This window comes from Bradyrhizobium sp. Mp27 (genome assembly GCF_029953005.1).
Classification (GTDB): Bacteria; Pseudomonadota; Alphaproteobacteria; order Rhizobiales; family Xanthobacteraceae; genus Bradyrhizobium; species Bradyrhizobium barranii.
In genome coordinates this window covers 1-25,556 of record NZ_JASAUS010000055.1, presented here as the reverse complement: position 1 = coordinate 25,556, position 25,556 = coordinate 1, and the positions used below count along the sequence as shown (strand labels likewise).

The 25,556-nt window shown below is 64.3% G+C and carries 23 protein-coding genes and 2 pseudogenes; 11 read left to right on the top strand and 14 right to left on the bottom strand.

The features are described 5' to 3' along the window. Nucleotides 1-9: 9 nt before the first annotated feature. The 3 genes from QJT78_RS25510 to QJT78_RS25500 are packed head-to-tail and all read right to left on the bottom strand — an operon-like array spanning nt 10 to nt 1,449. Nucleotides 10-594: a hypothetical protein gene (locus QJT78_RS25510; protein ID WP_038943600.1), complete on the bottom strand. Its 585-nt coding sequence runs from the start codon at nt 592-594 to the stop codon at nt 10-12. A 34-nt stretch (nt 595-628) separates the two neighbouring features. After that, on the bottom strand, nt 629-883 hold the full coding sequence (locus QJT78_RS25505; RefSeq protein WP_049807677.1) for a helix-turn-helix transcriptional regulator: 255 nt from the start codon (nt 881-883) through the stop codon (nt 629-631). A gap of 2 nt (nt 884-885) precedes the next feature. Beyond that, nucleotides 886-1,449 carry a DUF2975 domain-containing protein gene (locus QJT78_RS25500; RefSeq protein ID WP_028150228.1) on the bottom strand — a complete coding sequence of 188 codons (564 nt, stop codon included), beginning with the start codon at nt 1,447-1,449 and terminating at the stop codon, nt 886-888. 173 nt (nt 1,450-1,622) lie between these two features. Between QJT78_RS25500 and QJT78_RS25495 the strand changes: the two genes are divergently transcribed. Then, a complete protein-coding gene (locus QJT78_RS25495; protein WP_008549760.1) occupies nt 1,623-2,168 on the top strand; it encodes a response regulator in 546 nt (181 codons plus the stop codon). Between the two features lie 31 nt (nt 2,169-2,199). Further along, nucleotides 2,200-2,779, top strand: a pseudogene (locus tag QJT78_RS25490) (Hpt domain-containing protein). Between the two features lie 143 nt (nt 2,780-2,922). Here the strand turns inward: QJT78_RS25490 and QJT78_RS25485 are convergent. The 4 genes from QJT78_RS25485 to folE form a co-directional block, all read right to left on the bottom strand. Further along, nucleotides 2,923-4,098, bottom strand: coding sequence for a DUF2336 domain-containing protein (locus QJT78_RS25485; protein WP_038952866.1), 1,176 nt, complete (start codon nt 4,096-4,098; stop codon nt 2,923-2,925). Between the two features lie 216 nt (nt 4,099-4,314). Next, a complete protein-coding gene (locus tag QJT78_RS25480) occupies nt 4,315-5,334 on the bottom strand; it encodes a lytic transglycosylase domain-containing protein (RefSeq protein ID WP_240537615.1) in 1,020 nt (339 codons plus the stop codon). 140 nt (nt 5,335-5,474) lie between these two features. Beyond that, the gene (hisI, locus tag QJT78_RS25475) at nt 5,475-5,897 is read right to left on the bottom strand and encodes a phosphoribosyl-AMP cyclohydrolase (RefSeq protein WP_028150232.1); all 423 of its coding nucleotides are present in this window, start codon (nt 5,895-5,897) and stop codon (nt 5,475-5,477) included. Between the two features lie 46 nt (nt 5,898-5,943). Next, a complete protein-coding gene (gene folE / locus QJT78_RS25470) occupies nt 5,944-6,636 on the bottom strand; it encodes a GTP cyclohydrolase I FolE (protein WP_028150233.1) in 693 nt (230 codons plus the stop codon). Nucleotides 6,637-6,877: 241 nt separating this feature from the next. Here folE and QJT78_RS25465 point away from each other — a divergent pair, with 241 nt between their 5' ends. Beyond that, nucleotides 6,878-7,333, top strand: coding sequence for an iron-sulfur cluster assembly scaffold protein (locus QJT78_RS25465; protein WP_028150234.1), 456 nt, complete (start codon nt 6,878-6,880; stop codon nt 7,331-7,333). Nucleotides 7,334-7,384: 51 nt separating this feature from the next. Here QJT78_RS25465 and QJT78_RS25460 read toward each other — a convergent pair whose 3' ends face one another. Continuing rightward, nucleotides 7,385-8,281 carry a hypothetical protein gene (locus QJT78_RS25460; RefSeq protein ID WP_038943604.1) on the bottom strand — a complete coding sequence of 299 codons (897 nt, stop codon included), beginning with the start codon at nt 8,279-8,281 and terminating at the stop codon, nt 7,385-7,387. Between the two features lie 248 nt (nt 8,282-8,529). Here QJT78_RS25460 and yidD point away from each other — a divergent pair, with 248 nt between their 5' ends. Both yidD and QJT78_RS25450 read left to right on the top strand, forming a co-directional pair. After that, nucleotides 8,530-8,868 carry a membrane protein insertion efficiency factor YidD gene (yidD, locus tag QJT78_RS25455; RefSeq protein WP_015685255.1) on the top strand — a complete coding sequence of 113 codons (339 nt, stop codon included), beginning with the start codon at nt 8,530-8,532 and terminating at the stop codon, nt 8,866-8,868. A 101-nt stretch (nt 8,869-8,969) separates the two neighbouring features. Then, complete coding sequence (locus QJT78_RS25450; protein ID WP_028150237.1) at nt 8,970-9,179, top strand: hypothetical protein; 210 nt, start codon at nt 8,970-8,972, stop codon at nt 9,177-9,179. 128 nt (nt 9,180-9,307) lie between these two features. Here QJT78_RS25450 and QJT78_RS25445 read toward each other — a convergent pair whose 3' ends face one another. Continuing rightward, complete coding sequence (locus tag QJT78_RS25445; RefSeq protein ID WP_049807678.1) at nt 9,308-10,510, bottom strand: hypothetical protein; 1,203 nt, start codon at nt 10,508-10,510, stop codon at nt 9,308-9,310. A 14-nt stretch (nt 10,511-10,524) separates the two neighbouring features. After that, complete coding sequence (locus tag QJT78_RS25440; protein WP_028150239.1) at nt 10,525-11,889, bottom strand: APC family permease; 1,365 nt, start codon at nt 11,887-11,889, stop codon at nt 10,525-10,527. 329 nt (nt 11,890-12,218) lie between these two features. Between QJT78_RS25440 and QJT78_RS25435 the strand changes: the two genes are divergently transcribed. Both QJT78_RS25435 and QJT78_RS25430 read left to right on the top strand, forming a co-directional pair. Continuing rightward, nucleotides 12,219-13,544 (top strand): hypothetical protein, encoded by a 1,326-nt coding sequence (locus QJT78_RS25435; protein WP_028150240.1) that lies wholly within the window; start codon nt 12,219-12,221, stop codon nt 13,542-13,544. 168 nt (nt 13,545-13,712) lie between these two features. Further along, a complete protein-coding gene (locus tag QJT78_RS25430) occupies nt 13,713-14,039 on the top strand; it encodes a GrlR family regulatory protein (RefSeq protein ID WP_028150241.1) in 327 nt (108 codons plus the stop codon). Nucleotides 14,040-14,098: 59 nt separating this feature from the next. Here the strand turns inward: QJT78_RS25430 and QJT78_RS25425 are convergent, their stop codons facing one another. Together QJT78_RS25425 and QJT78_RS25420 are read right to left on the bottom strand one after the other, a co-directional pair. Continuing rightward, nucleotides 14,099-14,476: a hypothetical protein gene (locus QJT78_RS25425; protein ID WP_028150242.1), complete on the bottom strand. Its 378-nt coding sequence runs from the start codon at nt 14,474-14,476 to the stop codon at nt 14,099-14,101. Nucleotides 14,477-14,567: 91 nt separating this feature from the next. Continuing rightward, on the bottom strand, nt 14,568-15,743 hold the full coding sequence (locus tag QJT78_RS25420) for an MFS transporter (protein ID WP_028150243.1): 1,176 nt from the start codon (nt 15,741-15,743) through the stop codon (nt 14,568-14,570). A gap of 185 nt (nt 15,744-15,928) precedes the next feature. Here QJT78_RS25420 and thrS point away from each other — a divergent pair, with 185 nt between their 5' ends. The 3 genes from thrS (at nt 15,929) to QJT78_RS25405 (ending at nt 19,954) form a co-directional block, all read left to right on the top strand. After that, entirely contained in the window at nt 15,929-17,971 is a 2,043-nt protein-coding gene (thrS, locus tag QJT78_RS25415; RefSeq protein ID WP_212480963.1) for a threonine--tRNA ligase, read from the top strand. 93 nt (nt 17,972-18,064) lie between these two features. Next, the gene (locus tag QJT78_RS25410; RefSeq protein WP_028150245.1) at nt 18,065-18,628 is read left to right on the top strand and encodes a nitroreductase; all 564 of its coding nucleotides are present in this window, start codon (nt 18,065-18,067) and stop codon (nt 18,626-18,628) included. Nucleotides 18,629-18,691: 63 nt separating this feature from the next. Further along, the gene (locus tag QJT78_RS25405; RefSeq protein ID WP_028150246.1) at nt 18,692-19,954 is read left to right on the top strand and encodes a serine hydrolase domain-containing protein; all 1,263 of its coding nucleotides are present in this window, start codon (nt 18,692-18,694) and stop codon (nt 19,952-19,954) included. On the opposite strand, the gene QJT78_RS25400 is transcribed toward QJT78_RS25405, so the two are convergent. Next, nucleotides 19,940-22,402 (bottom strand): EAL domain-containing protein, encoded by a 2,463-nt coding sequence (locus tag QJT78_RS25400; protein ID WP_028150247.1) that lies wholly within the window; start codon nt 22,400-22,402, stop codon nt 19,940-19,942. The genes QJT78_RS25405 and QJT78_RS25400 overlap by 15 nt on opposite strands. 1,231 nt (nt 22,403-23,633) lie before the next feature. Then, nucleotides 23,634-25,094: an alpha/beta hydrolase gene (locus QJT78_RS25395; protein ID WP_049807679.1), complete on the bottom strand. Its 1,461-nt coding sequence runs from the start codon at nt 25,092-25,094 to the stop codon at nt 23,634-23,636. Nucleotides 25,095-25,169: 75 nt separating this feature from the next. On the opposite strand from QJT78_RS25395, the pseudogene QJT78_RS25390 reads away from it, so the two are divergent. Next, nucleotides 25,170-25,556 (top strand): annotated as a pseudogene (locus tag QJT78_RS25390) (IS5-like element ISBj2 family transposase); the annotation flags it as partial.

Sequence of the window (25,556 nt, the reverse complement as noted above, 5' to 3'; positions counted from 1 at the left end):
CGGCGCGGATCACTGGCCGCAAGGCTGAATCGATTCCAGGCCGCCCGCCATGGCGGGATCACCGAGCAGATCGAAATCCCTGACGACGGGAACGAAGCTCTTCGTCTCCGACGTCATCAGATAGATCGTGACAGGCAGCGATGCCTGCGACGCCGCGTTGGCGCGACAGAATTCCCTGGCTGCCACGCCGAGCCCCATCGACCCGCGTTTGCCTTCCTTCCCCTGCTCGACCATCGACGCACGCAGCGCCTCGAAGCGCGCAGCATCGCCCGGCGACAAGCGATAGGCGTAGGTTGAGGAGCCCTGCGGCGGCGCAGGCAGGCTGGCGCGATCTCGCGGGTCGCTCATCTCCATCATGGCGAAGCTCTTCCTGGTCTCGGCCTCGCCGGCCACTTTGGTGACAACGTCGAGCTTGACGCCGCCCGAACGTGGCCGCAGCGCGTCAGGCAATTGCACGGCGACGCGCAGCATCGACAGATCCGTCGTCCTGGCATCGATGCGGGCAAGCGGCGGGATCGATGTCAGCGGCACCGAGCTGCAACCGGCAAGCATGAGCGCGGCCGCGCTCGCAAGAGCGCGCGCCAGGCAGTTCATCGCAGGCATCTCCAGTCTGGACTTGAAGGATTGGCTAGGCCGATTTCCGGCCGGCCCCGCGCGGCTCCAGCGCGTCGTCCGCGCTGTCGGGGACATATTCCAGGATATCGCCGGGCTGGCAGTCGAGCACGGCGCAGATCCGCTCGAGCGTGTCGAAGCGGATGCCGCGCACCTTGCCCGACTTCAGCAGGGAGACGTTCGCCTCCGTGAGCTCGATGCGCGCGGCAAGCTCACGCGACCTGATCTTGCGCCTGGCGAGCATGACGTCGAGGTTGACGATGATCGGCATGGTCAGATGATCTCGCTGTTCTCGTGCCACATGCGAACGGCATCGGCCATCACGGTTGCGAAGGCGACGAGCGCGAGGCCGCTCAGCACCGACAGCACATGCGACTGCTCGATGCCGAACATGACCACGAGCTGGCCCGGCTGGTTGGCCCGCGTCAGGTTGATCGTGGTGAGCATCTGCACCAGCGGCGACATCAACGCGTTGGCGGTCAGCGCGAGGCCCATCCAGCGGATGCGCCAGGCGTTGTCGGTCACGAAGACCTCGCCGCGCGCAAAACGGGAGAACAGCATCGAGAGCTGCAACAAGGCGTAGAGGACAGGCGCAAGTCCGATCAGGCTGATCAAGGCACCGGCGAGACGCGTACCGAGGTTGAGCGTGAAGGGCCGCGCCCCCAGCGCGGACTGGGTCGCGATCCAGTGCCGGAGCATCTCGTCGCTCGACCAGAGCAGCGGCACCGCAAGCACAGCGCCGGCGACGCACAGGAGCGCACCGACGGCCACGATCCGTCCGATGCGCCGCAACCGCGGCTCGACCGGCGCAGGAAAAGGAAACGCGACGACGCTCATCGGACTAGCTCCCATTCAAATTGAATATTTTTATCGTTTTACAATAAAAAATGGCAGAATTCCGATATTACTCCCTTCCCTCGTCACGTACTCCGCGAAATGCCGGCAGCAACCCTTCCTTAACCCCCGCCGCGATATGGTTAACGAAAGTTGACCGCTCCGGCCCAGGCGTCATGTTCCGCATCGATTTCAACAAGCTGCGCTTCCTCGTCTGCGACGACAATCCGCACATGCGCCGCATCTTGCGGACGCTGCTGCACTCCTTCGGCGCGCGCGAGGTTTACGAGGCCGAGGACGGCGCCACCGCGCTGGAAATGTACAGCCATTACGTGCCCGACATCGTCATCACCGACTGGGCGATGCCGATCTTCGACGGGCTCGAGCTCGCGCAGATGATCCGGCAGCCGGAATCCAAGGGCAATCCTTACGCGCCGATCATCATGCTGACCGGCCATTCCGAGAAACGCCGCGTCACGGTCGCGCGCGATGCCGGCGTCACCGAATTCCTGGCCAAGCCGATCTCCGCCAAGGGCCTCTACCAGCGCATCCTCAACGTCGTCGCCAATCCCCGGCCCTTCATCAAGACCAAGACCTATTTCGGTCCGGACCGGCGCCGCAACACCAACTCCGCCTATATGGGCCCCGAGCGCCGCGTCGGCGAAAAGCACGAGGTGCTCCAGCAACCCTCGCTGCTCGACAAGGCTCGTTCCTCCATCTAGCGCAGCGTCTCACACGATCGGGGCAGACATCATGGCGAAGAACGGCGCAAAGGATATCGAGGTCACGGCCTTCGCCACGCACCAAGTGATCACGCAGCCCAATCCGCTGCGCAAGGTTCTGCGCCGCGTCGAGGAAAAGGACCTGGACGATCCGGTCGCCCGCGCCGAGCAGGCGCTGGCAGGCCTCTCCAGCGAGTTCAAGGACTGGATGGCGACCGAGGTCAATCGTCTGTCGGCCGCTTACGTCGCTATCCGCCATGAGGGCTTCACCAAGGAGCGGCGTGACGAGCTGTTCCGCGCCGCGCACGACATCAAGGGCGACGCTGCGACGTTCGGCTATCCGGCGGCGGCGGGAGTTGCGGAGAGCCTGTGCCGCGTCATCGAGCACGCGCCCGATCTCGACAAGGTGCCGGCCGAGCTGTTCACGCACCACATCAACGCCATCCTCGCCATCGTGCATGAGAACACCAAGCTCGACAGCATCAGCGTCTCGGCCGAGCTCAGCCGCCGCCTGCGCAAGGTCGCCGACGACTATCTCGCCCACGCCAACCGCGACCGCCCCGAGCATCTCGAGGGTGATTTTGGCACCGAGCATCGCGCCGGCGGAATAGCGGCTCCCGCTCTCTCCTCTCGTTATTGCGAGCGCAAGTGTCGTAGTGTGGGCAAAGGGAAGCGTGCCCACCAACCAATATAAGCTGTGCGGATCAATGGTGGGCACGGCGCTGCGCGCCTTTGCCCACCCTACGGCATCTCGTTATGCCGCAATCAAATCATCATAGATCGGATCAAGCGCGTCATCCGCGACGAGCTCGTCGCAGAACAGCCTTGCCTCTTCGCGCGCGGATTCCGTGGCGAAGCGGCGGAGCAGGACCATCAGCGGCTCGGCGGCGCCGCGGTCGGTCTCGCAATGGGTGAGCACGCGCTCGACCATGCGCCGGCGCAGCCGCGCCGCGCCGTCGTCGGTATCGACAAAACCTTGCTCGTGGCAGGCATCGAGCGCGACCTGGAACGCCGCAAAGGTCGCCTCCGGAAGTCCGGCGCGGCGAAGCAGCGCGTGCAGGCTGTTGCCGCCACGGTCGTGCAGCAGCGCGCAGACCCGTGCCAGCGGCAGGTCGGCGAGTTCGGCGAGTGCCGCGTCGAACAGATCGAGATTTCTCGACAGCAGCGCGCGCAGGATGAGCCCGGCGGTGAGCTGGCCCGTGATGCGCAGGTGGCGCACGAGGCCCTGCATGTCCTCGCCGCGCGAGCGCGCCGCGATGTTCATGGTGGAGCGATCGCGCGCCTCGGTTGCGATGCGCTCGGCACGATCGGCGCTCAGCCAGTTCCGCGCCACGACGAATTGCGCAAGGGTCTCGGAGAGGTTGGCCACCAGCGCGGCGCGCGTCGCGGCCGGCAGATCCTCCAGCACCAGCATCGCCTCGCGGATCGCGGCGAGATGGCCGTGGCGCTCGACGATGCGATTCCAGGAGAACGGCGCGAGCTCGGCGTGGGGGTTCTCGATCAGCTCGAGGGCTGCCGCTGCACAGCCGACTTCGGCAATGGCGGCGCAGACGGACACCGGCAACGCGATGCGGCGGGCGACCGCGCATTGCACCTCGTCATTGCCGGTTGCGACGATGTCGACGAGATCGGCATCGATCAGCAGCGGCGAATGTTCGAGCACCGGCAGCGCGACGGTCGGCTGGTCCGCCGACAGCGCCCGCACGATCGACGCCGGCGCATCCGTGCTGCGCGCAAAGGCCTCAGCCATCGCCTGCCGCACCAGCGGCGAGGGATCGTCGAGCAGCATCAGGAGCGCGCCTTCGGCTGCGATACGGTCGTCATGGGAAAGGTCTGAGATCAGCCAGGCCCGGGCCAACGCCCGCGTCGCCTCGGCCCGCTCGCCGGCGGGCGCGGTCCTGATCCAATTGATGAACTGCCGAACAATCATGCTGCTTCCGGCTTACACAACAAACGAAAACGGTGACGGCTTGTCACCTGCAACACAAAATAAACCACGACGCTTAACAAAGCGTTCACCATAACTGGCTGGTTTTATTGACGTTTTGTTAAGGGAACAAAGCCGCCTGCCGCACGTGCCCCAGACCCAGTGCTTGCGCGCCGCAACGCGTCCGGGACACGAGAGCGGATTATTCGCGCGACGACATCAGCTCGAGAACGTACCGCTGCGATCGCTGAAGAGATCGAGCGGTTGCGGCGGACGCACGTCAGGCGTCGCCGATGCGATCGAGGCTAGCGAGGTGTTGCTGCCCCACAATTTCTGCACCGTGGTCGACACCGGCTGCGTGATATCGCCGGGCTGATAGATCGAGCGGAATGCGGGTGTGATCGGTGTGTTGTCTGCAACCGTTGATGACGACGTCGTACTCACCGGCGTCACGCCGCGCGCCTCCGGAAAGGTCTGCAGATAAGCGGCGTTGTCGATGACAGGCGCGGTGGGCTGCACGCCGTTGGCACTTGCGACCTGCGTCGTGGATGGCGTGTCGCCATACATCGCCATGGCGCTGCGAGTCGTCTTCGAATTCGCCGCGCTGGCGTAGCGCGCGTCGAGCACCGAATAGACCTCGGAGACGCTGCGTGCGCGGCCGTCCCTGGCGTAGAAGATCGAGCGGTTGGCGGAGGCCGCGTTCGGAAACAGCCGCGCGCCGACCGCTTGCGGATTGTCCTCGGCATTGGCGATCAGTTTCGCGGCGCCGCCGACGCCCATGAAATGCGCCATGTAGAGTTCGCTGTCAGACGGCCTGCGGCCGAGCAGGCCGGTGAGCTTGAAACCGTTCGACTGCGTCAGCGCCGCCGCCATGCTGGAGGCGGCTTCCGGATCGTCGCGCAGCTTCATGATCGACCGCTTCATCACGGGATCATCGACAGTGTAGGTGCCCGGCGACGTCCTGGTGATGGCGTCGGAATAATTGCCATAGCCGAGCTGGGTGCCCGCCTCCTTCACCGTACCGAGCCAGGTCTGGTCGATGAACTGGTAGAGCCCTTGCGCGGACGACGTGGTGGCGCTCGCCGTCGGATCGAAATCCGATTCCATCTTGGCGGTGGTCAGCATGTACTGGAAGCTGACGCCCGTCCGGTTGGAGACCTGCTTGATCGCGCCGGCGACGCGTGCCCGCGACGGATCGAGACCCGCCGTCTGAGAGGCACTGGAATTGTCGACCGACATGATGGAGTGCCCGCCCCGTGCGGCGTTGAGCGACGCCGGCAATTCGGCGCCTGTCGTCCCACCGTGGGACAGGTATGGTTAATGCGGGGTTAATCTGGCCCCTCGCCGTCATTCCGGCCCGCCCCGCGTATGACGACGGGCTATTTCTTGTAGACGGCGTCCGGATCGAACAACCTGTCCGCATCGACGAAGACCAACTTGGCGCCGCCGCCCTCGGCCTCGACCTTGCGGTAAAAGCAGGACCGGCGGCCGGTGTGGCAGGCCGCGCCGATCTGCTCGACACGGATCCAGACCGCGTCCTGGTCGCAATCGGTGCGGATCTCGACCACGCGCTGGGTCTGACCCGACGTCTCACCTTTTCGCCACAAGGCATTGCGCGATCGGCTGAAGTACCAGGCCTCGCCGGTCGCAATCGTCTTGCGTAGCGCCTCGTCGTTCATGTGCGCGACCATGAGCACGTCACCGGTGGCAACGTCGGTCGCCACGCAGGTCACGAGGCCAGCGGCGTCGAACCTGGGCAGGAAGGCGAGGCCTTCCTCGATCTCATGGGAGTGAGCGGACACGGGCGTCCTCGCTTGGAGCACGACGCGGACATAGACCTTCGCGAGGTCAGCGCGTCGTGCCTCGCACCAGGGACAGGAAGCGGGCTTGCTCCGCCGGATTGTCGCGGAACATGCCGGTGAAGCGGCTGGTGAAGGTCGAGGCACCATGCTTGGCAACGCCGCGCACCGACATGCAGGTATGCTCGGCTTCGATCAGCACGGCAACGCCACGGGGCTTGAGGATCTCGTCGATGGCCGCCGCGATCTGCGCCGTCATGTGCTCCTGGGTCTGGAGCCTGCGGGCGAAGATGTCGGTCAGGCGCGCAAGCTTCGACAGGCCGACGACGCGTTCCACCGGCGTATAGGCGATGTGCGCCTTGCCGTAGAACGGCATCATGTGATGCTCGCACTGCGAGGTGAACTCGATGTCGCGCACCAGCACGAAGTCGTCATAGCCGGCCGTCTCGCCGAAGGTGCGGTCGAGCACCTCGGCCGGGCACTGGTGGTAGCCCTGATAGAGCTCGTCGAAGGCCTCGACCACACGGCGCGGCGTGTCGAGCAAACCTTCGCGCGCAGTGTTCTCGCCGATATAGGCGAGCAGCGTCTTCACCGCTGCTTCCGCCTCTGCGCGCGCGGGGCGCGGCTGGTCGGCGCGGACGGCGGCCGCGAGGAATTCGGCAGGGTCGAGCTCAGCCGGCCGGCTCTCGGGCTGGCGGTCGGAGGGCTTGCCCGGGCGGATGGATTTGATAGCAGCGTCCATGTCTACTCCGTTCGACGGCCTCACGGCCGGAGTGTCACCGGCAGACGGGGCGGCAAGCCGCCGGACGCCTGAAGAGAACAGTTTTGACGAAAAAGGCCCTTGGGTCATCACGCAGGCAGCGCAGATCTGGATCGCTGCCGCCGCACCGCTGGACTGTTTTTCCGCCAGTTCCGCTCCTATATAGGACCGTGGACGGCGCCCGCCAAGGCCGATCCGGTGCGGAAGTGTTGGACTCCATCACATGCTGAACGACATCTATAACAAGCGGATCATCGAACTGGCCGGGAATATTCCACGCCTCGGACGGCTGCCGGACCCCGACGCCACCGCCACCGCCCACTCCAGATTGTGCGGCTCGACCGTGAAGATCGACCTCAAGATGGAGGGCGACAAGGTCACCGATTTCGCCCATGACGTGAAGGCCTGTGCCCTCGGACAAGCCTCTTCATCCATCATGGCAAGTCGCGTCGTCGGCTCGACCGCGAGCGAACTCCGCGAGTTACGCGAAACCGTTCGCAAGATGCTCAAGGAGAACGGCGCGCCTCCTGAAGGCAAATGGGAAGAGATCAAGTTCCTCGAGCCGGTCCGCGACTACAAGGCGCGCCACGCCTCGACCCTCCTGACCTTCGATGCCGTGGTCGATGCCATCGGCCAGATCGAGGCGAAGGCCAAGCAGCCGGCCGCGGCGCAGGGCTGATTTGGTCGAGGTCATTCCGGCGCGCGCGCCGGCATGACGATCAGGGAAATCCTACTTCTGCGAGCCTGCGCTTTGCGCCGCACCGGTCGGCACCACCGCTTCCGCCGTCTTGGTCGACTTGACGGGCTGCGGCTCCGCTTCCGCGCCGAACCTCGCCTGGGTCTTCGGCGCTAGTTCCGCCACCGCGGGCGCCGCGACGTCCACATGCGGCAGCACGTCGGCCACCAGGTTGGTGGTCACGAGATTGGTGAGCTTCAGCTCGTCAGCATCCAGCTCGTGCAGATCTTCCCACGGCGGCACGCTCAGCGCGAGCGAGAGCAGGTCGCCGGCGCCGCCCATATCGAACGTGTATTTGGCGAGCCGGCCGATGTCGCGCTCCACGATCATCAGGTCCTGCGCGCTGTAGCTCGCCGCCTTGGCATCGTCGGCACGATCGCCCATCCAGATCTGGTGGACCCGGACATGAGCGGCTTCCGGCACGTAGCGCTTCTTGCCGGCCAGCAGCAGGAACACGCACATGGATTCGCAATAGGCTTCGGGCGCAACCGCCGGACGGGCCGACTGCCCGCTGCGGTTCTGGACGCTGATGCCGACGGTGGTCGAAACTCCGAGATTGCGGAAGCGCCGGCCGAGCGTGATCGCGTCGTTAACGGAACCGCCGCTGGAGTCGAGCACCACGGTCGCGCCGCCAAGCTGGCGTCCGCGCGAAAACTCCTCGAAATCCCTCGGCGTGTCGGCGGTGATGATGCCGACCGCGCTGACCCAGCCGCGGCAGTTCGGGTCGCAGGCGACCCAGTTGAACTTCATCGGCAGCTTGCGCTCCTCGAGGGCGGCACCGGCATGAGCCGTTGTGCCGGTCGTGGCCACAGCTCCGAAGAGCGCGGCGCCAAGTGCGGCTGCCCCAAGCAACAACCAGCCGCGACGGTCAAGGGAGTTCAGAAGTCTCAATCTGGTTCCTTCCCCAAGCCCCAAAGGTCCCCCAACAGTCCCCGGTAGCGCCCTCTGAGTCCATCATACGGGCGTATGTTTCTACACACGGGCGTCATAAAAATGGTATCCGGGGGAATACAGATCGTCCACAGGTACTTGCTGCACTGCTCCCAAAAAGCACGGGAAATATGGCGCAGAAACAACAACTTGCGGTTCCCTGCGCCGGAACCGCGCAATACCTCGCTCACGATCGCAGCACAGCGCCCATGAAGCATTCAACCTGCGAGCACTGTTCCACTCCCATCGAGGGCGCGCTCCGGCTCCCGCGTCGATTCGGCCGCGCACTGATCTGGCTCTACCGTCACACGCTCTCGCCGCTGGTCGGCTACAATTGCCGGCACCTGCCGACCTGCTCGGTCTATGGCGACGAGGCGATCGAACGATTCGGGCTCTGGGCCGGCGGCTGGATGACGCTCGCGAGACTGCTTCGCTGCAATCCTTTCGGCACATCGGGAATCGACAACGTGCCCCTCACCGCACCGCAAAGCGCGCGCTGGTATCTGCCCTGGCGCTACGGCCGCTGGCGCGGCGTCAACGCGTCCTGAATATCACCAGGAACGCCGCGGCGCTTCGCGCATCGCTGCCTTGAATGGAACCGGAACTTCCCCCTCGCGTTGTTGTGATGCTCCCGCGGGAGGAAACAAGAATGCGCTGGAAAATCAGCCCTCATTTTCACTTCAGGCTTGGTCCACATCCTGGTTCCAGAGGGCATCACGACCCCAGAACCCTCGACATGATTGCCATCATCGCGCTGCTGGCGCTCGTGGTCGGCTCCGGCTGGTATCTGGTAACGAGCCTTGCCACGCCGCCGAGCACCACGGCCTTCATCGTGCCGAGCCAGAGCGTGCACTGGTAGGCGGGACCTTAGAGATCGAGCACCAGCCGATCCGCATCGGGTTTGGCGACATACCATCAGATGGCGTTCGCGTTCGTACGGCTGGTTGTCATCGCCCGGAGCCCGTGACACCCGCCTCAACAGGCAACCTAACGAAACCAGAAAAAGCGGCCGGGCGACGGCGGGATCGACTCGGGCGGACGCAGCCGTTTCGGACGCGGCGGCTTTGGCGACGGCTCGGCGGACGAGGTGGTCTCCGCAGCCGGCGCCGTCTCGCTTCCCGGCACCCTTACCGACAACAGCAAGTTCGATTCATGCGTCCGCCAGCGGTAGCCGACGCCGAAATCGATCGGCTGGGCGCGCGTGAACAGTTCGGCGTAACGCCCCTGATAGCGGCCGGGGAATTCGTCGATCGGTCCGAGATAGCGGCCGAACGGGAAGAACCGCCACTGTTGCGCATTGTAGTTCGCAAGCGGAATGCCGGAATCGTCCTGGATGATGGTCGCGCTGTTGGCCAGCAGCCAGTTGCGAGCGACGGAGAAGTCGCCCTTGTACAGGAGATAGGACGCGCTCTTGAGCAGGCTGTTGCCGGGCCCGAGCGTCTCGCAGAATTTCAGAAATCCCGTGTTGCGCGCACCGGCATTGGAAAGATCGGTCGAGAAATAGTACAGCGTGCGCGCCTCGCCGTCGCTTCCGGCAAAGGTGATGCGGACACCGCGCGTCGCGTTCCGTCCCGGATTGTCGCCTCCCGTATGCACCCCGCCCTTGTCGTCGAGGGCGATCATCTCGACATTGCGGATGGTCTTGCCGGAGCGCGCGAGGAAGACATAGAGGATCGGCAACGTGCCGTTGACCTGGTTGGCGTGCAGGTCGACCTTCATGTGCTTGGTGATGAAGAAGGAGAAGCTCAGGATCGAGCCGAGCGAACGCTCGACATTGTAGAGCGCGGCACCAACCGATCCGCGCGGCAGCCGCGTCAGGTCAGGCACCGCGCCGACCGGCTCCAGCGCGCCGAGCACGTAGGTGCTGGCCTTGGAGTAGAACGCATTGGCGTAGAGGAAGTCGGGGCCGCTGAACAAGTAGAACATGGTCGGCCGGGGCGCGGCCAGATTGACGTCGGCCCAATTGCGGATCTTCGAGAGCTGCCGCTGCTCGAGCTGGGCGAAGGCGCCGTCGAAGAATTTTGCGTGGCGCTGCCAGCCCGGGTCCTTGGTGAGCGGCACCAGCGGCGAGTCCGGCGAAGGCTGCATGCCCGCGAGAAAGCGCGCGGTATCATCGAAAGTGACGTCGGTGGCACGTGCAGACGAGACGGCCGCAGCCAGCAGGGCAAGAGCGACGGCCGCAATTCTCATGGGTCGAAACATGTCTATTCGCGGTGTGATGACGTGCCAGCGGCGACCGGCCGCCTGCGGAAAACAGCATAGATCAACAGGCCCGAGAGCATGAGGAGCATCCCCGCCAGCGACTGCACCGGCCGCTCGGTCAACAGGTAGTACATCATGAACGCGGTCACGAGCAGGAAAACGAGCGGCGTGAACGGGTATCCCCAGGCGCGATAGGGCCGCGGCAGGTCGGGATCGGTGATGCGCAGCTTGATGACGCCGGCGACCGTGAAGAACGAGCAGAACAGCAGCGCGAACTGGATGAAGTCGAGCACTGCCTCGAAGCTGCGCGTGAACAGCAGCAGATTGGCGACGGCAAGCTGAAACAGGATGGCATAGGCCGGCGCGCCGCTCACCGATCGCTTCGAGAACACGCGCAGGGCCGGAATGTCCTCGCCCATCGTCATCATCACGCGCGGGCCGATCCACATCATCGCGCTGATCGAGGAGATCAGGCCGACGCAGATCATCGCACCGACGATCCGGCCACCGAGGCTGCCGAAGATCGCGCTGCCCGCGACGCTGGCAACGTCGAGCTGGCCGGCCAGCGCACTGACCGGCGTTGAGTAAAGAAACACCGCATTCAGCGCGACGTACAGGACGAGCACGATCATCGTGCCCGCGAGCAGCGCGCGCGGCAGATCGCGTTGCGGCATGTTCATCTCGCCGATGATGTAGGTCGCAGCATTCCACCCGGAGAACGAGTACATCACGAAGACGAGCCCGATCGCGAAGGGCGCGCTGACGATATGCGCGAGATCACCCGGCTGCGGCGTGAAGGCAATCGGCTGCGGCGTGCCGATGACGAAGCCGGCGAGCAGGAAGGCGACGATCAGCACGACCTTGAGGATGGTCGAGATCAGCTGGAAGGTCGATGAGTGCCTGACGCCGGTCAATTGCACGATCGAGACCAGCCACACCACGCCGATGGCGAGCGGGATCGGCGGCAGATCGGGAACGACCGATTTCGCGTATTCGCCGAACGCCATCGCCGCAAGCGCGACAGGCGCTGCGAAGCCAACTGTCGCCGAGACCCAGCCGGCGAGAAAGCCGAAGGCGGGATGATAGGCGCGGCCGAGGAAATTGTACTCACCGCTCGAGCGCGGAAACATGGCGCCGAGCTCGCTGTAGGAGAACACCCCGCACAGCGCGACGATGCCGCCGACGGTCCAGAGCAACAGGATCGAGAAGCCGGACGGGATGTCCTTGACCTGGAAGCCGAGGCTGGTGAAGACGCCGACCCCGATCATGTCGGCAACGACGATGGCGGTTGCGACCAGAACGGAGACCCCCGGCCCGCCCGTCAGCCGGCCGGTCCAAGGTGCGGGTCCCACATCTGATGCCGTCATCAGGGTCCTCAACCTCAGGCGTCACGTGTCGTTGGGAGCATCGTGCAGCCCGGTCCAGTCAATTCAAGCAGGGTTAACAAGGGTTAAATGTGGCGCGTGGAATCGGTACCGCGGCACCTTTTGTACGCGATCCTGGGCAATAAAGCCCCGCAAACACCGGAGAATCCCGTTTCGCAGCCCCACAATCAGGACACGATTGCATGGTCCCTTTGTGCATTCCGGATTTGGGGAAGTTTCTCCGGACACTTAACGTCGCCTAAACGCCAGTCGGCTCAATTAGCTTGAATATTGCCGCTGGGCTTGTGGACATGACTTGGGGTCATGGGTGGATGGTCGGGGCCGCTCCGAAATTGAGAGCTGACGTTCGTGCTGATCGGACGCTGTCCGGCGCGCGCAATCGTGCGCTCCGGATCGCGCTGGTCTCAGCCTTGGTGCCGCTGTCGCTCACGCTGGTTCAATGCGGCAGGGCCCCCAACCCGGCGGCGCTCGCGGCGAACTCGCAGGCCAACGTCCAAATCGTCGCGAAGACCAATCCTCAGGTCGCAAGCAGCGACACGTTCGAGGATCGCTTCCCCGCTCCGCAATTCAAGGAGCGCTTCCCGTCGGCGAGCGAGAGTCTTCTGCAACGGCAGATGTCGGACTTCTCGCCCAAACGCGCTGTCCAGCAGCAGCCTCAGCCGGAGCAGGCGCCGTACAAGGTCGCCTCACTCGCACCGCAGATCCCCTACCAGCGTCCGGCACGTGAAGACCTGACGACGCTCGTCAGCATGAAATCGTCGGCCTTCCCCTATTTCGGCAACAACCCCGCCTCCGACGCGCCGTTCCTCAACATCTCCAAGGGCGATCGCCGCGGCCACCGCAGCTATTCCGGGCGCGTCTACTGGCAGGACGAGACTTACAGCGACAGCCGCGTGCTGATGCACGTGCCCGAGCATTTCGACGTGCGCAAGCCGGGCGTGATCGTGGTGTTCTTCCATGGCAATGGCGCAACGCTGGAGCGCGACGTGCGCGACCGCCAACTCGTACCGCAGCAGGTCACCGATTCCGGCGCCAACGCCATCCTGTTGGCGCCGCAGATGGCGGTCGATGCCGCCGATTCCAGCGCCGGCAAGTTCTGGCAGGCGGGCGGCCTCAAGCGCTTCATGGAGGAGTCGGCGACCCATCTGGCCCGGCTCACCGGCGATCCCAACAACGCCCGCGCCTTCGCCAACATGCCGATCGTGATCGTCGGCTACAGCGGCGGCTTCCTGCCGACGGCCTGGAGCCTCGAGGTCGGCGGCATCAGCGACCGCGTCCGCGGCGTCGTCCTGCTCGATGCCGTCTACGGCGAAATGGACAAGTTCGCCTCCTGGATCGAGAGCCACCGCTCCGGCTTCTTCGTCAGCTCCTACACCCGCTACACCGCGCGGCGCGACCGCGAGCTGATGAGCACGCTGCGGCAAAAGGGCATCAGCGTCTCCGAGGACATGGACGGGCCGCTCCGTCCCGGCAGCGTAGTGTTCGTCGAAACCGGCGACGGCATCACGCATCGTGATTATGTGACGCGCGCCTGGACCCGGGACCCGCTCAAGGACGTGCTGGTGAAGATGTCGGCGACGCCGTCGTTGGCGCTGACGCGCGTTGCGTCCACCAATCCGGCCGCATCGAGCCGCTAGCCGATATTGCGCGCGTCGGCATTCGGCCGCGCTGCCCGCAATTGTCGCAGGCTTTGATCAAAATGTGATGTTGATCGCCGACATCCCCGGGAGCGACCGGATTGCTTCCGCCGGCAACGCTCATAATTTGCCGGCCAAGTTTTAGCTTGAATTCTGCGGGGACAGACGGTGCGTCAGGGACTGTACAAGGTCAACTTCCACACGGTTCATGGAACCGGCTGCGGCGTCGTCTATGTGACGGATGGCAAGATGCGCGGCGGCAATTCCGCCTTCGCTTTCATCGGGACCTACGTCGGGGAAGGCGACAGCATCAAGGTCAAGATTTCGACCCAGCGCTACAACGACGATCCGTCCTTCAAGCCGCTGTTCGGGCACGACAGAATCACGCTGACGCTGGCCGGCCGTGAGGACGGCGACACAGCCGAACTCGAAGGCACCGCGCTGCAAGTGCCGGGCGTTGCCTTCAGGGCCGTGCTCAGCCGGATCAGCGACTAGCCGTCCGGCTTCCAGACCTCGGCTCTGATCTTCAGGTCTTGATGTTCGGGTCTTGATCTTCAGGTCTTGGGCAGCTTCGGAATGCTCTCGGCGAAGCCGTTGAAGCAGGCCAGCCGCTCGTCCTCTTCCTTGAAGAAGCGGCAATCGGCGTAACCCTTGGCCTTCGCCGGTTTCGGCTTCGGCTGCGGCGCGATCACGGCGTCGTAGCAGTTGAGGCGGTCCTTGGTGCCGTCATCGAGGTCGAGGCAGGCCTGGAGCCGCGCCGCGATCGACTGCGGTTTGCCCTTCGGCGCCGCGGCCGGCTTGGCCGCGGCCTCTTTGGTCCCCTTCGGCGTGACCTGCACCAGCGGCTTGTCCCCCACCATGGGTGGCTTGTCGGTTTGTGCAAACGCGGAGGCTGAATAGAGCACCGCGGCAACCGCCAGAATCATCCTCATGTCAGTCAACTCTCTTTGGTCCCCATGCCTCGCCTTCTAGCGCTCCCGCGCGTGGTTTGCCAAGCACCTTGCGCATAGGAAAACGCACCCTTCAGGCCGTGGTGGCAGCAGCCGGCCGGGGCCGGGTCAGAACCACGAGGATCAGCGCCAGGACGACGAAGCCGACCGCGACGAAACCAAGCGGATGCAGCAGCTCGCGGGCGAACAGTAGCCCGCCGATGGCGGAGCCGACAGCTTGGCCGACATAGAGGACGGAGGTGTTGAGCGCGACGGTCGCCGATGCGAGCGGCGGCGCAGCCGCGACCAGCCGCACCTGCTGCATCGAATTGGTCGAGGCAAAGCCGAGGCCCCAGATCGCGACCGCGAGCGCCATCAACACCAGGCTCCCCGCACTAAGCGCCCAGCCGGTGATGCCTGCAAGCAGCAGGCAGGTGAACAGCAGCGACGTCCGATAAGGCCCCCAGGTGTCGACGATGCGGGTCGCGATGACGACGCCGAGGAAGCCGCAAACACCGTAGATGCCGAACACCATGCCGATCGCATCCGGGCTCGCCTCGGTCAGCTTCTTGAGCAGCGGACCCATGAAGGTGAACACCACGAACTGCCCGGACATTTGCAGCATCGTGATCGCAAGCAGCAGCAGGATCGTCCTGCTGCGGCCGACCGCGCTCCACGTCTTCAAGTCCACCGGCGCGCCCTTCAGGCCCGCCGGCAGGCGCAGCAGCAACAACAGGAAGCTGATGCAGCCGAGCGCGCCGATCCCGCCATAGGCCGCGCGCCAGCCATAGCGGCTGGCGATGAAAGTGATCAGCGGAAGACCGACGGCCGCAGCTAACGACCAGCCGAGAAAGATGTAAGCGATGGTGCTGCCCCGCCGCTCCACCGGCACGATCAGCGCCGCCGTGCCCGCAGCCTGCGGCGTGTAGAGCGCGCCGACCGCGAGCATCAGCAGGCGAATGATGAGGAGACTTGTGTAGTCAGGGGCAAATGCCGAGGCGAGATTGCCAACGGCGAGCACCGCAAGCGTGGTCGCAAGCAGCGTCCGCCGTTCGATGCGGCTGGTCAGCCACGCCGTCAGCGGCGAGCCGATGCAAAGCGTAATCGCGCCGAAGGTGATCAGGAGCCCCGCGGCATGGATGGTGAGGCCGAGCCCGGTCGACAATTCCGGCAGCATGCCCGCCGGCGCCAGCACCGAGCAACCGGTGACGAGATTGCCGAGCATCAGGGCGGTTGGCGTGAAACGGCCGGCGACGGGCGGATTTTCCATGCAAGTGCATGTAGAGCAGGCCCGCGACCAGTTAAAGGGCGCGGTGCGAAATAGTTGGAGCATCGCCCAAGCTTTTGCGCGCCACTTTCTTGGAAATGCCGGATTGCACAGGCCGAATCGCCTGATATATCGCTCGTTCCCGCTTACCTGCGCTCGTTCGCAGGAGTGAGCCTCAGGAGAAAAGCATGACCGACCAGCCCAAATCCGAATCCGGCTTTCAATACAGCCTTAGCAATCTGAGACCCGTGACCCCGCCGGAAAAGATCACCCTCACCTTCCCCGACGGCGCCCGGCGCGAATACGCCAAGAGCATCACCGGCCTCGAGATTGCCAAGGGCATTTCGCCGTCGCTGGCCAAGCGCACCGTCGCGATGGCGCTCGACGGCGTGGTCGCCGACCTCGACGACGCAATCGAAGCCGATGCCAAGATCGAGCTGATCAACCGCGACGATCCGCGCGCGCTCGAGCTGATCCGCCACGACTGCGCCCACGTGCTCGCCGAAGCCGTGCAGACGCTGTGGCCCGGCACGCAAGTCACCATCGGTCCCGTGATCGAGAACGGCTTCTACTACGACTTCTTCCGCAACGAGCCATTCACGCCGGAAGACTTTGCCGCGATCGAGAAGAAGATGCGCGAGATCATCGCGCGCGACAAACCCTTCACCAAGGAAGTCTGGGATCGCGAGAAGACCAAGCAGGTGTTCCGCGACAAGGGCGAGGCCTTCAAGGTCGAGCTGGTCGACGCCATTCCCGGCAATGAGCCGATCAAGATCTACTACCAGGGCGACTGGTTCGATCTCTGCCGCGGCCCGCACATGACCTCGACCGGCAAGGTCGGCAACGCCTTCAAGCTGATGAAGGTGGCCGGCGCCTATTGGCGCGGCGACAGCAACAACCCGATGCTGACCCGCATCTACGGCACGGCGTTCGCGAAGCAGGAGGACCTCGACGCTTATCTCAAGCAGATCGAGGAAGCCGAAAAGCGCGACCATCGCAAGCTCGGGCGCGAGCTCGACCTCTTCCACTTCCAGGAAGAAGGTCCGGGCGTCGTGTTCTGGCACGCCAAGGGCTGGACCATCTTCCAGCAGCTGATCGCCTATATGCGCCGGCGCCTGGCCGGCGACTACAGCGAGGTCAATGCGCCGCAGATCCTCGACAAGTCCTTGTGGGAGACCTCGGGCCATTGGGGCTGGTATCGCGAGAACATGTTCGCGGCGCAGTCCGCCGGTGACGAGGCCGAGGACAAGCGCTGGTTTGCGCTGAAGCCGATGAACTGCCCCGGCCACGTGCAGATCTTCAAGCACGGCCTGAAGAGCTATCGCGACCTGCCGCTGCGCCTCGCCGAATTCGGCGTGGTGCATCGCTATGAGCCCTCCGGCGCCATGCATGGCCTGATGCGCGTGCGCGGCTTCACCCAGGACGACGCGCACGTCTTCTGCATGGAAGATCAGCTCGCCGACGAGTGCCTCAAGATCAACGATCTCATTCTGTCGACCTATGCCGATTTCGGTTTCACCGGCGATCTCACGGTGAAGCTCTCGACCCGGCCCGAGAAGCGCGTCGGCACCGATGCGATGTGGGATCACGCCGAGCGCGTGATGGCGACGGTGCTGCGCGAGATCCAGTCGCAGAACAATCACATCAAGACCGAGATCAATCCGGGCGAAGGCGCCTTCTACGGGCCGAAGTTCGAATATGTACTGCGCGACGCCATCGGCCGCGACTGGCAGTGCGGCACCACGCAGGTCGACTTCAACCTGCCGGAGCGGTTCGGTGCGTTCTACATCGACCATGACAGCGGCAAGAAGGCGCCGGTGATGGTGCATCGCGCGATCTGCGGCTCGATGGAGCGCTTCATCGGCATCCTGATCGAGCACTATGCCGGCAATTTCCCGCTCTGGCTGTCCCCGGTGCAGGTGGTGGTCACAACCATCACCTCGGAAGCCGACGAGTATGCCAAGCAGGTGCTGGAACAGGTCCGGCGCGCGGGGCTTCGGGCCGAGATCGACCTGCGCAACGAAAAGATCAACTACAAGGTCCGCGAGCACTCGCTGGCCAAGATTCCGGCGCTGCTCGTGTGCGGCAAGAAGGAAGCTGAGACGCAGTCGGTCTCCGTCCGCCGGCTCGGCAGCGACGGCCAGAAGGTGATGACGACGGTGGAGGCGCTCACCGCCCTCGTCGACGAGGCCACCCCACCGGACGTCCGGCGGGCGCGCGAGGCGGCCTGAGTCCTGAAATCGATCTAAACTCGCTTCCGGTTGCGGGCGTGCATGCTTATCTGGGCATGGCACGCCCGACGACCAGCCGAAGAGGACATCGCAGTGCCCGACGCCATCGAACTCCTGAAAACCCGTCGCTCGGTCAAGCCGCGCGAGATGACCGGGCCCGGCCCCTCCCCCGCCGAGCTCGAAACCATTCTCACCATCGGGGCGCGCGTGCCCGACCACGGCAAGCTCGCGCCCTGGCGCTTCATCATTTTCGAGGGTGACGCCCGCGAGCGGGCCGGCGAGGTCATCGCGACGGTCTTTGCCCGCAAGAATCCGGACGCACCGGCGGCGAACATCGAGACCGAGCGCAAACGCCTCACCGACGCGCCGCTGGTGATCGGCATCGTCAGCTTCACCAAGCCGCATCCGAAGGTGCCGGCGTTCGAGCAGGAATTGTCGGCCGGCGCCAGCGTCATGAACATTGTCACGGCCGCGACCGCGCTCGGCTACGGCGCCTGCTGGCTGACCGGCTGGTTCGCCTTCGATCGCGACGTGCTGGACGGCCTCGGCCTCAAGCCGGACGAAAAGCTCGCCGGCCTCGTCCATATCGGCACGCCGACCAAGTCCAGCGAAGACCGTCCGCGGCCGTTCCTTTCGGAAATCGTGACGCGTTTTTAATCGATGTCTTGTTGACGCCTCCGACGTCTTGCGGCTTTGATCCCGGCGAGGGAGGAAGCCCGGATGAAGCGTCGTGAATTTCTGGTCGGAGCCGCGCTGCTGGCCGGCTCGATGGCGCGAGGCAGCGCCGCCACCAGCATCCCTACTCCGTCGGCTGACGGGCTCGACCGCATCACCGCCTATTTTGACAACGAGGTGACGCTTGGCCGCCTGCCGGGCGCGGTGGTCCTGGTGCAGCAGCACGGCAAGCCGGTCTACCTCAAGACCTTCGGCGTGCGCGACACCAGGACCGGCCTCGCGATGACGCCGGATACGATCTTCGCCATTCACTCGATGACCAAGCCGATCACGTGTCTCGGCGCGATGATGCTGATCGACGAGGGCAGGCTCGCGCTCACCGACCCCGTGTCGAAATACGTCCCGCTCTTCGCCGACACCAAGGTGGGCGTGGAGCCGGAGGGCACCTCGAAGGTCGAACTCGAGCCGCCGATCCGCCCTGTCAGCATCGAGGATCTGCTGCGGCAAACCTCGGGCATCAGCTACGACTATATCGGCGCTCCATGGGTGATGCAGGTTTACCAGGCCGCCAATATTTTCGAGGGACCCTTCAACAACAGACAATTCGCCGACCGCATCGCCAAGCTGCCGCTCACGCGCCAGCCCGGAACGCTGTGGCGCTACGGCCATTCCACCGACGTGCTCGGCGCCGTCATCGAGATCATCTCGGGCCAGACGCTGTATGAATTCCTCAAGCAGCGCATTCTCGATCCGCTCGGAATGAGCAGCACCAAATTCGTGCTGAAAACGCCGGAGGAGCGCGCCCGGATGGCGCGGCCGCTGCCGAGCGACCCGGTCCTGCTCGCCGGCGAGCGCGACCGCCTCGACCATCCCGAATGGGAATCCGGCGGTGGCGGGCTACTGTCGACCATCACCGACTATCAACGCTTCTCCCAGATGCTGCTCAATGGCGGCGAGTTCGAGGGCAAGCGTTACCTCAGCCCCGCCGTGTTCAAGGCGATGACCACCGATCACGTCGGGCCCGGCTCCGGCGTGGGACGCGACTATTTCTATTTCCCGGGCGACGGCTTTGGTTATGGCTACGGCGTCGGTGTACGCACCGATCCCGGCAATGCGAAGCCGCCGCCGGCCGGATCGATCGGCGAATTGAAGTGGGACTCAGGAAGCGGCACCTATTTCGGCGTCGATCCCAAGCTCGACATGGTCTACCTCTTGATGCAGCAGACCCAGAACGAGCGCAGTCGCATCACGCCCGCCTTCAAGGAACTGGTCTACGGCTGCTATCCCGAAGGGCTACGCCGCCCGTGAGGCGCGCTGGCCGAAATCGGCCAGCAGCTTTGCGATCTCGGCGGCGGGCCGCGCCGCGCTGAACAGAAACCCCTGCACCTCGTTGCAGCCTTCGGCGCGCAGCCAGTCGAGCTGATCCTCGGTCTCGACGCCTTCAGCCGTCGTGGTGATGTTGAGGCTGCGGCCGAGGCCGGAGATCGCGCGCACGATCGCGACGCAATCGGGCCGCTGCGCCAGATCCTTCACAAACGAACGGTCGATCTTGATCTTGTCGAACGGGAAGCTACGCAGATAGCTGAGGCTCGAATAGCCGGTGCCGAAATCATCCATGGAGATGCTGACGCCGAGCTCCCGCAATTGATGCAGGATCGCAAGATTGGCATCGGTCTCCGCCAGGAAGATCGACTCGGTGATCTCGAGCTCGAGCCGCTTCGGCGACAGGCCGGACTGCGCAAGCGCGGAAATCACGACCTGGACCAGGTTGCGGCTGCGGAATTGCGCCGGCGACAGATTGACCGCGACCTTGACGTCGACAGGCCATTTCACCGCCTCCGCGCAGGCCTCGCGCAGCACCCACTCGCCGAGCTGGGTGATGAGGCCGATGTCCTCGGCGACCGGAATGAATTCCGCCGGCGAGATCATGCCCTTGTCGGGATGACGCCAGCGCAACAGCGATTCGAAGCCGGAGATGCGGTCGGACGCGATCGACACCAGCGGCTGGTAGTGCAGCTCGAACTCGCCATTGGCGAAGGCTCGGCGCAGATCGAGCTCCATGTCGCGGCGCTTCTGCGCCTGGAGGTCCATCTCGCGCTCGAAGAAATGGTGCACGCCGCCGCCGTCGGACTTCGCCCGGTACAGCGCCATGTCGGCATTGCGCATCAGCTCCTCCGACGTCGTGCCGTCGCCGGGCGACAGCGCGATACCGATGCTGGCGCCGATCACCATCTCCTGGCCGTCGAGATCGTAGGGCGCCTTCAGCATGTCGATCAGCAAGGTCGCGCAGGCGCTGGCTTCGTTCGGCGAGACGTCTGCTGCCAGGATCACGGCGAACTCGTCGCCGCCAAGGCGGGCCGCGAGATTGCCGCCGCGGACCGCGGTGGTGAGGCGTTCGGCAACTTGCTTCAGCAGGCGATCCCCCACCGGATGCCCGAAGGAATCATTGATGTTCTTGAACAGGTCGAGATCGATGTAGAGCACGCCGACCCGTTTTCCGCCGGCCTGGTCGAGCGCCTGCTTCAAGCACTGCTGGAAATGTTCGCGGTTCGGCAGATCGGTGAGCCCGTCATGGTGCGCCATGTGGGCGATCCGCGCCTCGGCCTTGCGCCGCTCCGTGATGTCGACCACCGCGACCAGATAGCCGTCGCGATCGTCGAAGGCGACGCGGCGGCCGAAAGTGAGCACCTCGATCTCGCTGCCGTCGGCGCACAAATGGCGCCAGTTGCGCGAGGAGTGATAGGTGTCGCCGATGCGTTCGAGCGCCTCGGCGTGGCTGTCCCACTCGTCCTCGGGCCAGATCTCGTGCAGCTTCATCCGCAGGAAGGTGGCGCGGCTGTAGCCGTAGTGCTGGACCGCGGCATCGTTGACGCTGAGGAATTCCTTGGTCTGTGCCTCGAACACCCACATCGGCATCGGGTTGTTGTCGAACAGCAGGCGAAACGAGGCGTCGCGCCGCTTCAACGCGGTGACGTCGGAGATCGTCAACGAGACCAGATCGGCGAAGGCGGTGGCACTGAGCCGAAGGTAACGTCCGTCGTCTTCGATCTCGAGCTGCTCGCCGCGGCCGCCGGAGACGACCTTGAGCAGGAAGTCCATGATTTCGGGCGAGGCCAATAGCGTGTTCCCCTCGCCGATCCGCCGCCACAACAGGCCCGCGCTCGCGACCTTCAGGAGCGCACCCGCGCTCTTGTTGTGATGCACGATCTGGAGATCGAACGGCTTGCCTGCGGCATCGCGCAACGTCGCCAGCGAAACCACGGCGTCATCGGTCGACGAGAAGATCGCGTCCAAGAGATTGTATTGCGCACCGCGCTCGTTGATGTAGGCGCCAACCAGCGTGGCGCCCCAACGCGAGGCGGTCGGCAGCGCCAGCACATCGTAGGTCCGGACCATGCCGTCGCGCACGCAATGCGCGCTGGCCTGGTGCGGACGACCGTTCTCGAGCGCGCTCGCCACAGCTTCCGACAGCGCCGTGGCGCAATCGGGCGAGAGCTCGGCGACCGGGATATCCCAGCGCTCCTCGCCGAGCCATTTCTGCACGTAACGCCCGCTGCGCGACAATTCGAGCGCGCCATCGTTCTTCAGCAGCGCGATGTGGTCGGCGAGCCGTCCGAGGCTCCCGAGCATCACGTCCTCATAGCGCGGCAGCCGTTCGCCCGGCTTCAACGCGGCACGCCATTTGCGTTGAAGCACCGGGATGTCGTCAAACATTTCGGCGGCCGGTTTTCCCGGCATCTTCTTCGCGGCAGTCATCGCAGTCCCCAACGCACTTTCCCAGGGCATCCAATGCAGCCGCGCTTAATGCCGTGTAAAAAGGACGCAGCCGCGGGTTCCATTCGGCGATTATGACAGTTTTAAGTCAGGTGTTGGTTAGTGCGCGTTAGAGACTATGACGGTTGCCTAAAATGCGATGCGTGCGCGTGAGAGTGAAGTTATGGCGCACAGCTGCTTCATCCTCGTCATTGCGAGCGCAGCGAAGCAATCCAGACTGCCGCCGCGGAAAGATTCCGGATTGTTTCGCTGCGCTCGCAATGACGGAGTGTGCAGGAGCTGCGCCCGCCTCTCACGTGTCCCGGACGCGACGCAGCGCGTAGCGGTGCGGCGCAGAGCCGGGACCCAGCAGATGACACAACGCGCTGACGCATGAGCTCCGGCTCTGCAGCGCATCACTTCGTGCTGCGCAGCGTCCGGGGCACGAGAGCGTCGTTGACTGACATGGGCTCGCATCCTCGCGGCGCATTTCGCCCGAGCTTTGCCTGATCCCCTCACCCTCAAATGAAAGAGGGCGCAGGGAAGACCGGGAGCCCGCTGGCACCCGAGGTCCACTGTGCGGAGTTGTAGTGAGAAGTCTGCACAGCGGCATACAGGTGTATGCCAGGACATCCCGGCCTTCCCTGCGCAGTGGTTGGAACGGCGTATGTCGTGTTCTCCCCGGGGAGCGATGCACTATTGCCCCCGTCGCCTTGCAGATGGCTGATGCGCGCGCCCGGCTGAGCAACACGCACCACCACAAGACTTGGCGCACAGACCCCGGGCGCCAGGACGACACGATTTGGCCGTACGTGGATCACGCCGGTCGTGCGTGCGACGTGCTTCGCTCACGGCTGCCCGCCCTGCGATCACCTTCGCACCAGTTTGGCCCACGTCCACCGCCGCCCGGCCCGCGTTCGTGACGATCGCGATACGCCCCTCTTCCTTGGGCCGAAGTGAGGTAACATATACGCTGTTTCCGAATTCTTATAAAGCGAATTATTTTCGTTGAAGGCGATTGACAGCGTTCTACCCTGAGTTCGGTGTTTTGTCCGTCGGGCAAAACTCGGCAAGCACGATCACCGACAGCGATCGGGCGCGAGAAACCTTCTTACACTGTCCAGAAATACGGACCAGGCCGGCTCGGTCCCCAGCAAGATATGATTGGGACTCTCGAGCGGAACGAATGTTGCGCCTTTAATCCGAGCAGCGAGTTCCTGCCCTTCCGTGAACTTTACGCTCGCGTCGGCACGAGCGTGCAACACCAGGGTCGGAGTTCGTACATCCTGCAGCAGATGCCGCACATCGATTTCGCCGAAGATATTCGTAAGCTTGAAGGCGTTCTGCGGCGACGTCGTAATCCGCTGCAGATCGTTGAACCACTGCGCCTGCTCGGCATTTGCTTCAGGAATGAAGAGGGACGTGAATATCTGGCGAAACACCGGACTTTCTTGCCCCACCCCTCGAGGACCAGAGTTGGCAATGCCTCCCGGCGGGCCACGTTTGACGGGTCCTGATGGCGCCAACCCTTTGCGTATCCGCCATAAAGAACGAGATGACTGACACGCTCCGGGTGCTTGACCGCGTAGGCTATCGAGATCGCGCAGCCCTGAGAAATGCCAAGCAGGGGAAAACGCTCGAGCCCCGCCGCATCGACGACCGTCTCGAGATCACGCACGAAAGCGTCGAAGGAGATGTCGAAGACATCCCAGTCCGACAAGCCCGTACCGCGTTCGTCGTAGCGCAGGAACGTGTTGTCGCGGCTCAACGCCTCGATCCAGTGCTGCCAGACCGGGCTCGCAAAGTCGAATTCCAGATGATTGAGCCAATTGGCGGCTTTCACCAACGGCGGCCCGGCGCCGACCGACGCATAGGCGATGCGCACCCCGTCGCGCGCGGTGCAGGTTCGAACGTTCTGCTTGAGCTGCCTCGGCGAAGCCGCCGGCTCAGCGGCGGCCACATCCCCGGGCGGCCCCCGATGCTGCGACCGATGTCGCAGGAGTTGCTGGTAGAGCGCCCTCGTCTCCTGATCCGGCTCGACGTTGAGCTCTTTGCGCAGGATCGCCTCGCAGCGCTTGTATTGCCGCAACGCCAACGCGGTCTGCCCCTGCTCGGAGTAGAGCCGCATCAAGGCGCAATCCACCTCTTCCTGCAACGGATCGATCGCCAACAAACGGAGCGCCAACGCGATCGCCTCCTCCCGTGCGCCGATAAGCTGTAATTCCTGCAGCAGCGTATGGAAGGCAGAGGTGGCGACGGCGCGCAACCGGGTCCGCTCGCCCAATAACCACTCGTCGAAAAGATCGGACCGCGCGTTCAGTCCCTCGAGAAAGGGGCCGCGATACAACTCCGCTGCACGTTTCAAATTGGCGATGGACGGATCGGATACCGCATCCTTGAATTCGACGACGTCGGTCGTGACGGCGCCGATATCGAAGCCAAGCAGGTCGTGATCGGCGGACAGCGGCAGCTCGGCGCAATCATGTCGCAGCATGCTGATGCATTGGCGCAAGCTTTGTCGCGCCGCGTCCTCGTGACTGTCGGGCCAGAGTAACGCCGCAAGCCGCTCACGAACATGGACGACCCCAGGGTTCATGGCCAGAAATGCCACGAGGGCCTGCGCCTTCTTGTTGCGCAAGGTGACCGGCCCGCCCCGGTCCATGGAAAACGAACCCAGCAGGGTCAACCGCGGCATTCCCACCCTCTCGGCATTAAATGGCGCAATTCTAGGGTCTGTACCTAAATAGCGCCACGTGATTCTCTTGCCTACGTGTTGATTCGGGGGCGAGAGAATGCGCGCTGGTTTGTTTTGGCTGAACGACAGGCAATGGGCGCGTATCGAACCGCATCTGCCGAGGGGACTGACGGGGCCGGATCGGGACGACGACCGACGCATCGTCAGCGGCATCATTCACATGCTGCAATCGGGTGCACGATGGCGTGATTGTCCACGTGAATACGGCCCTTACACGACGATCTACAATCGCTTCAATCGCTGGGCCAAGCGAGGACGATGGTGCGCAATCTTCGAAGCGCTGGCCAAGCCTGGCGAAGACGGCGTCGTACTGTCGCTCGACTCGACCTCGATTAAAGCTCACCGGTGTGCCTCCGGCGGAAAAGGGGGGAGCACAATCAAGCAATCGGCCGCTCGCGCGGA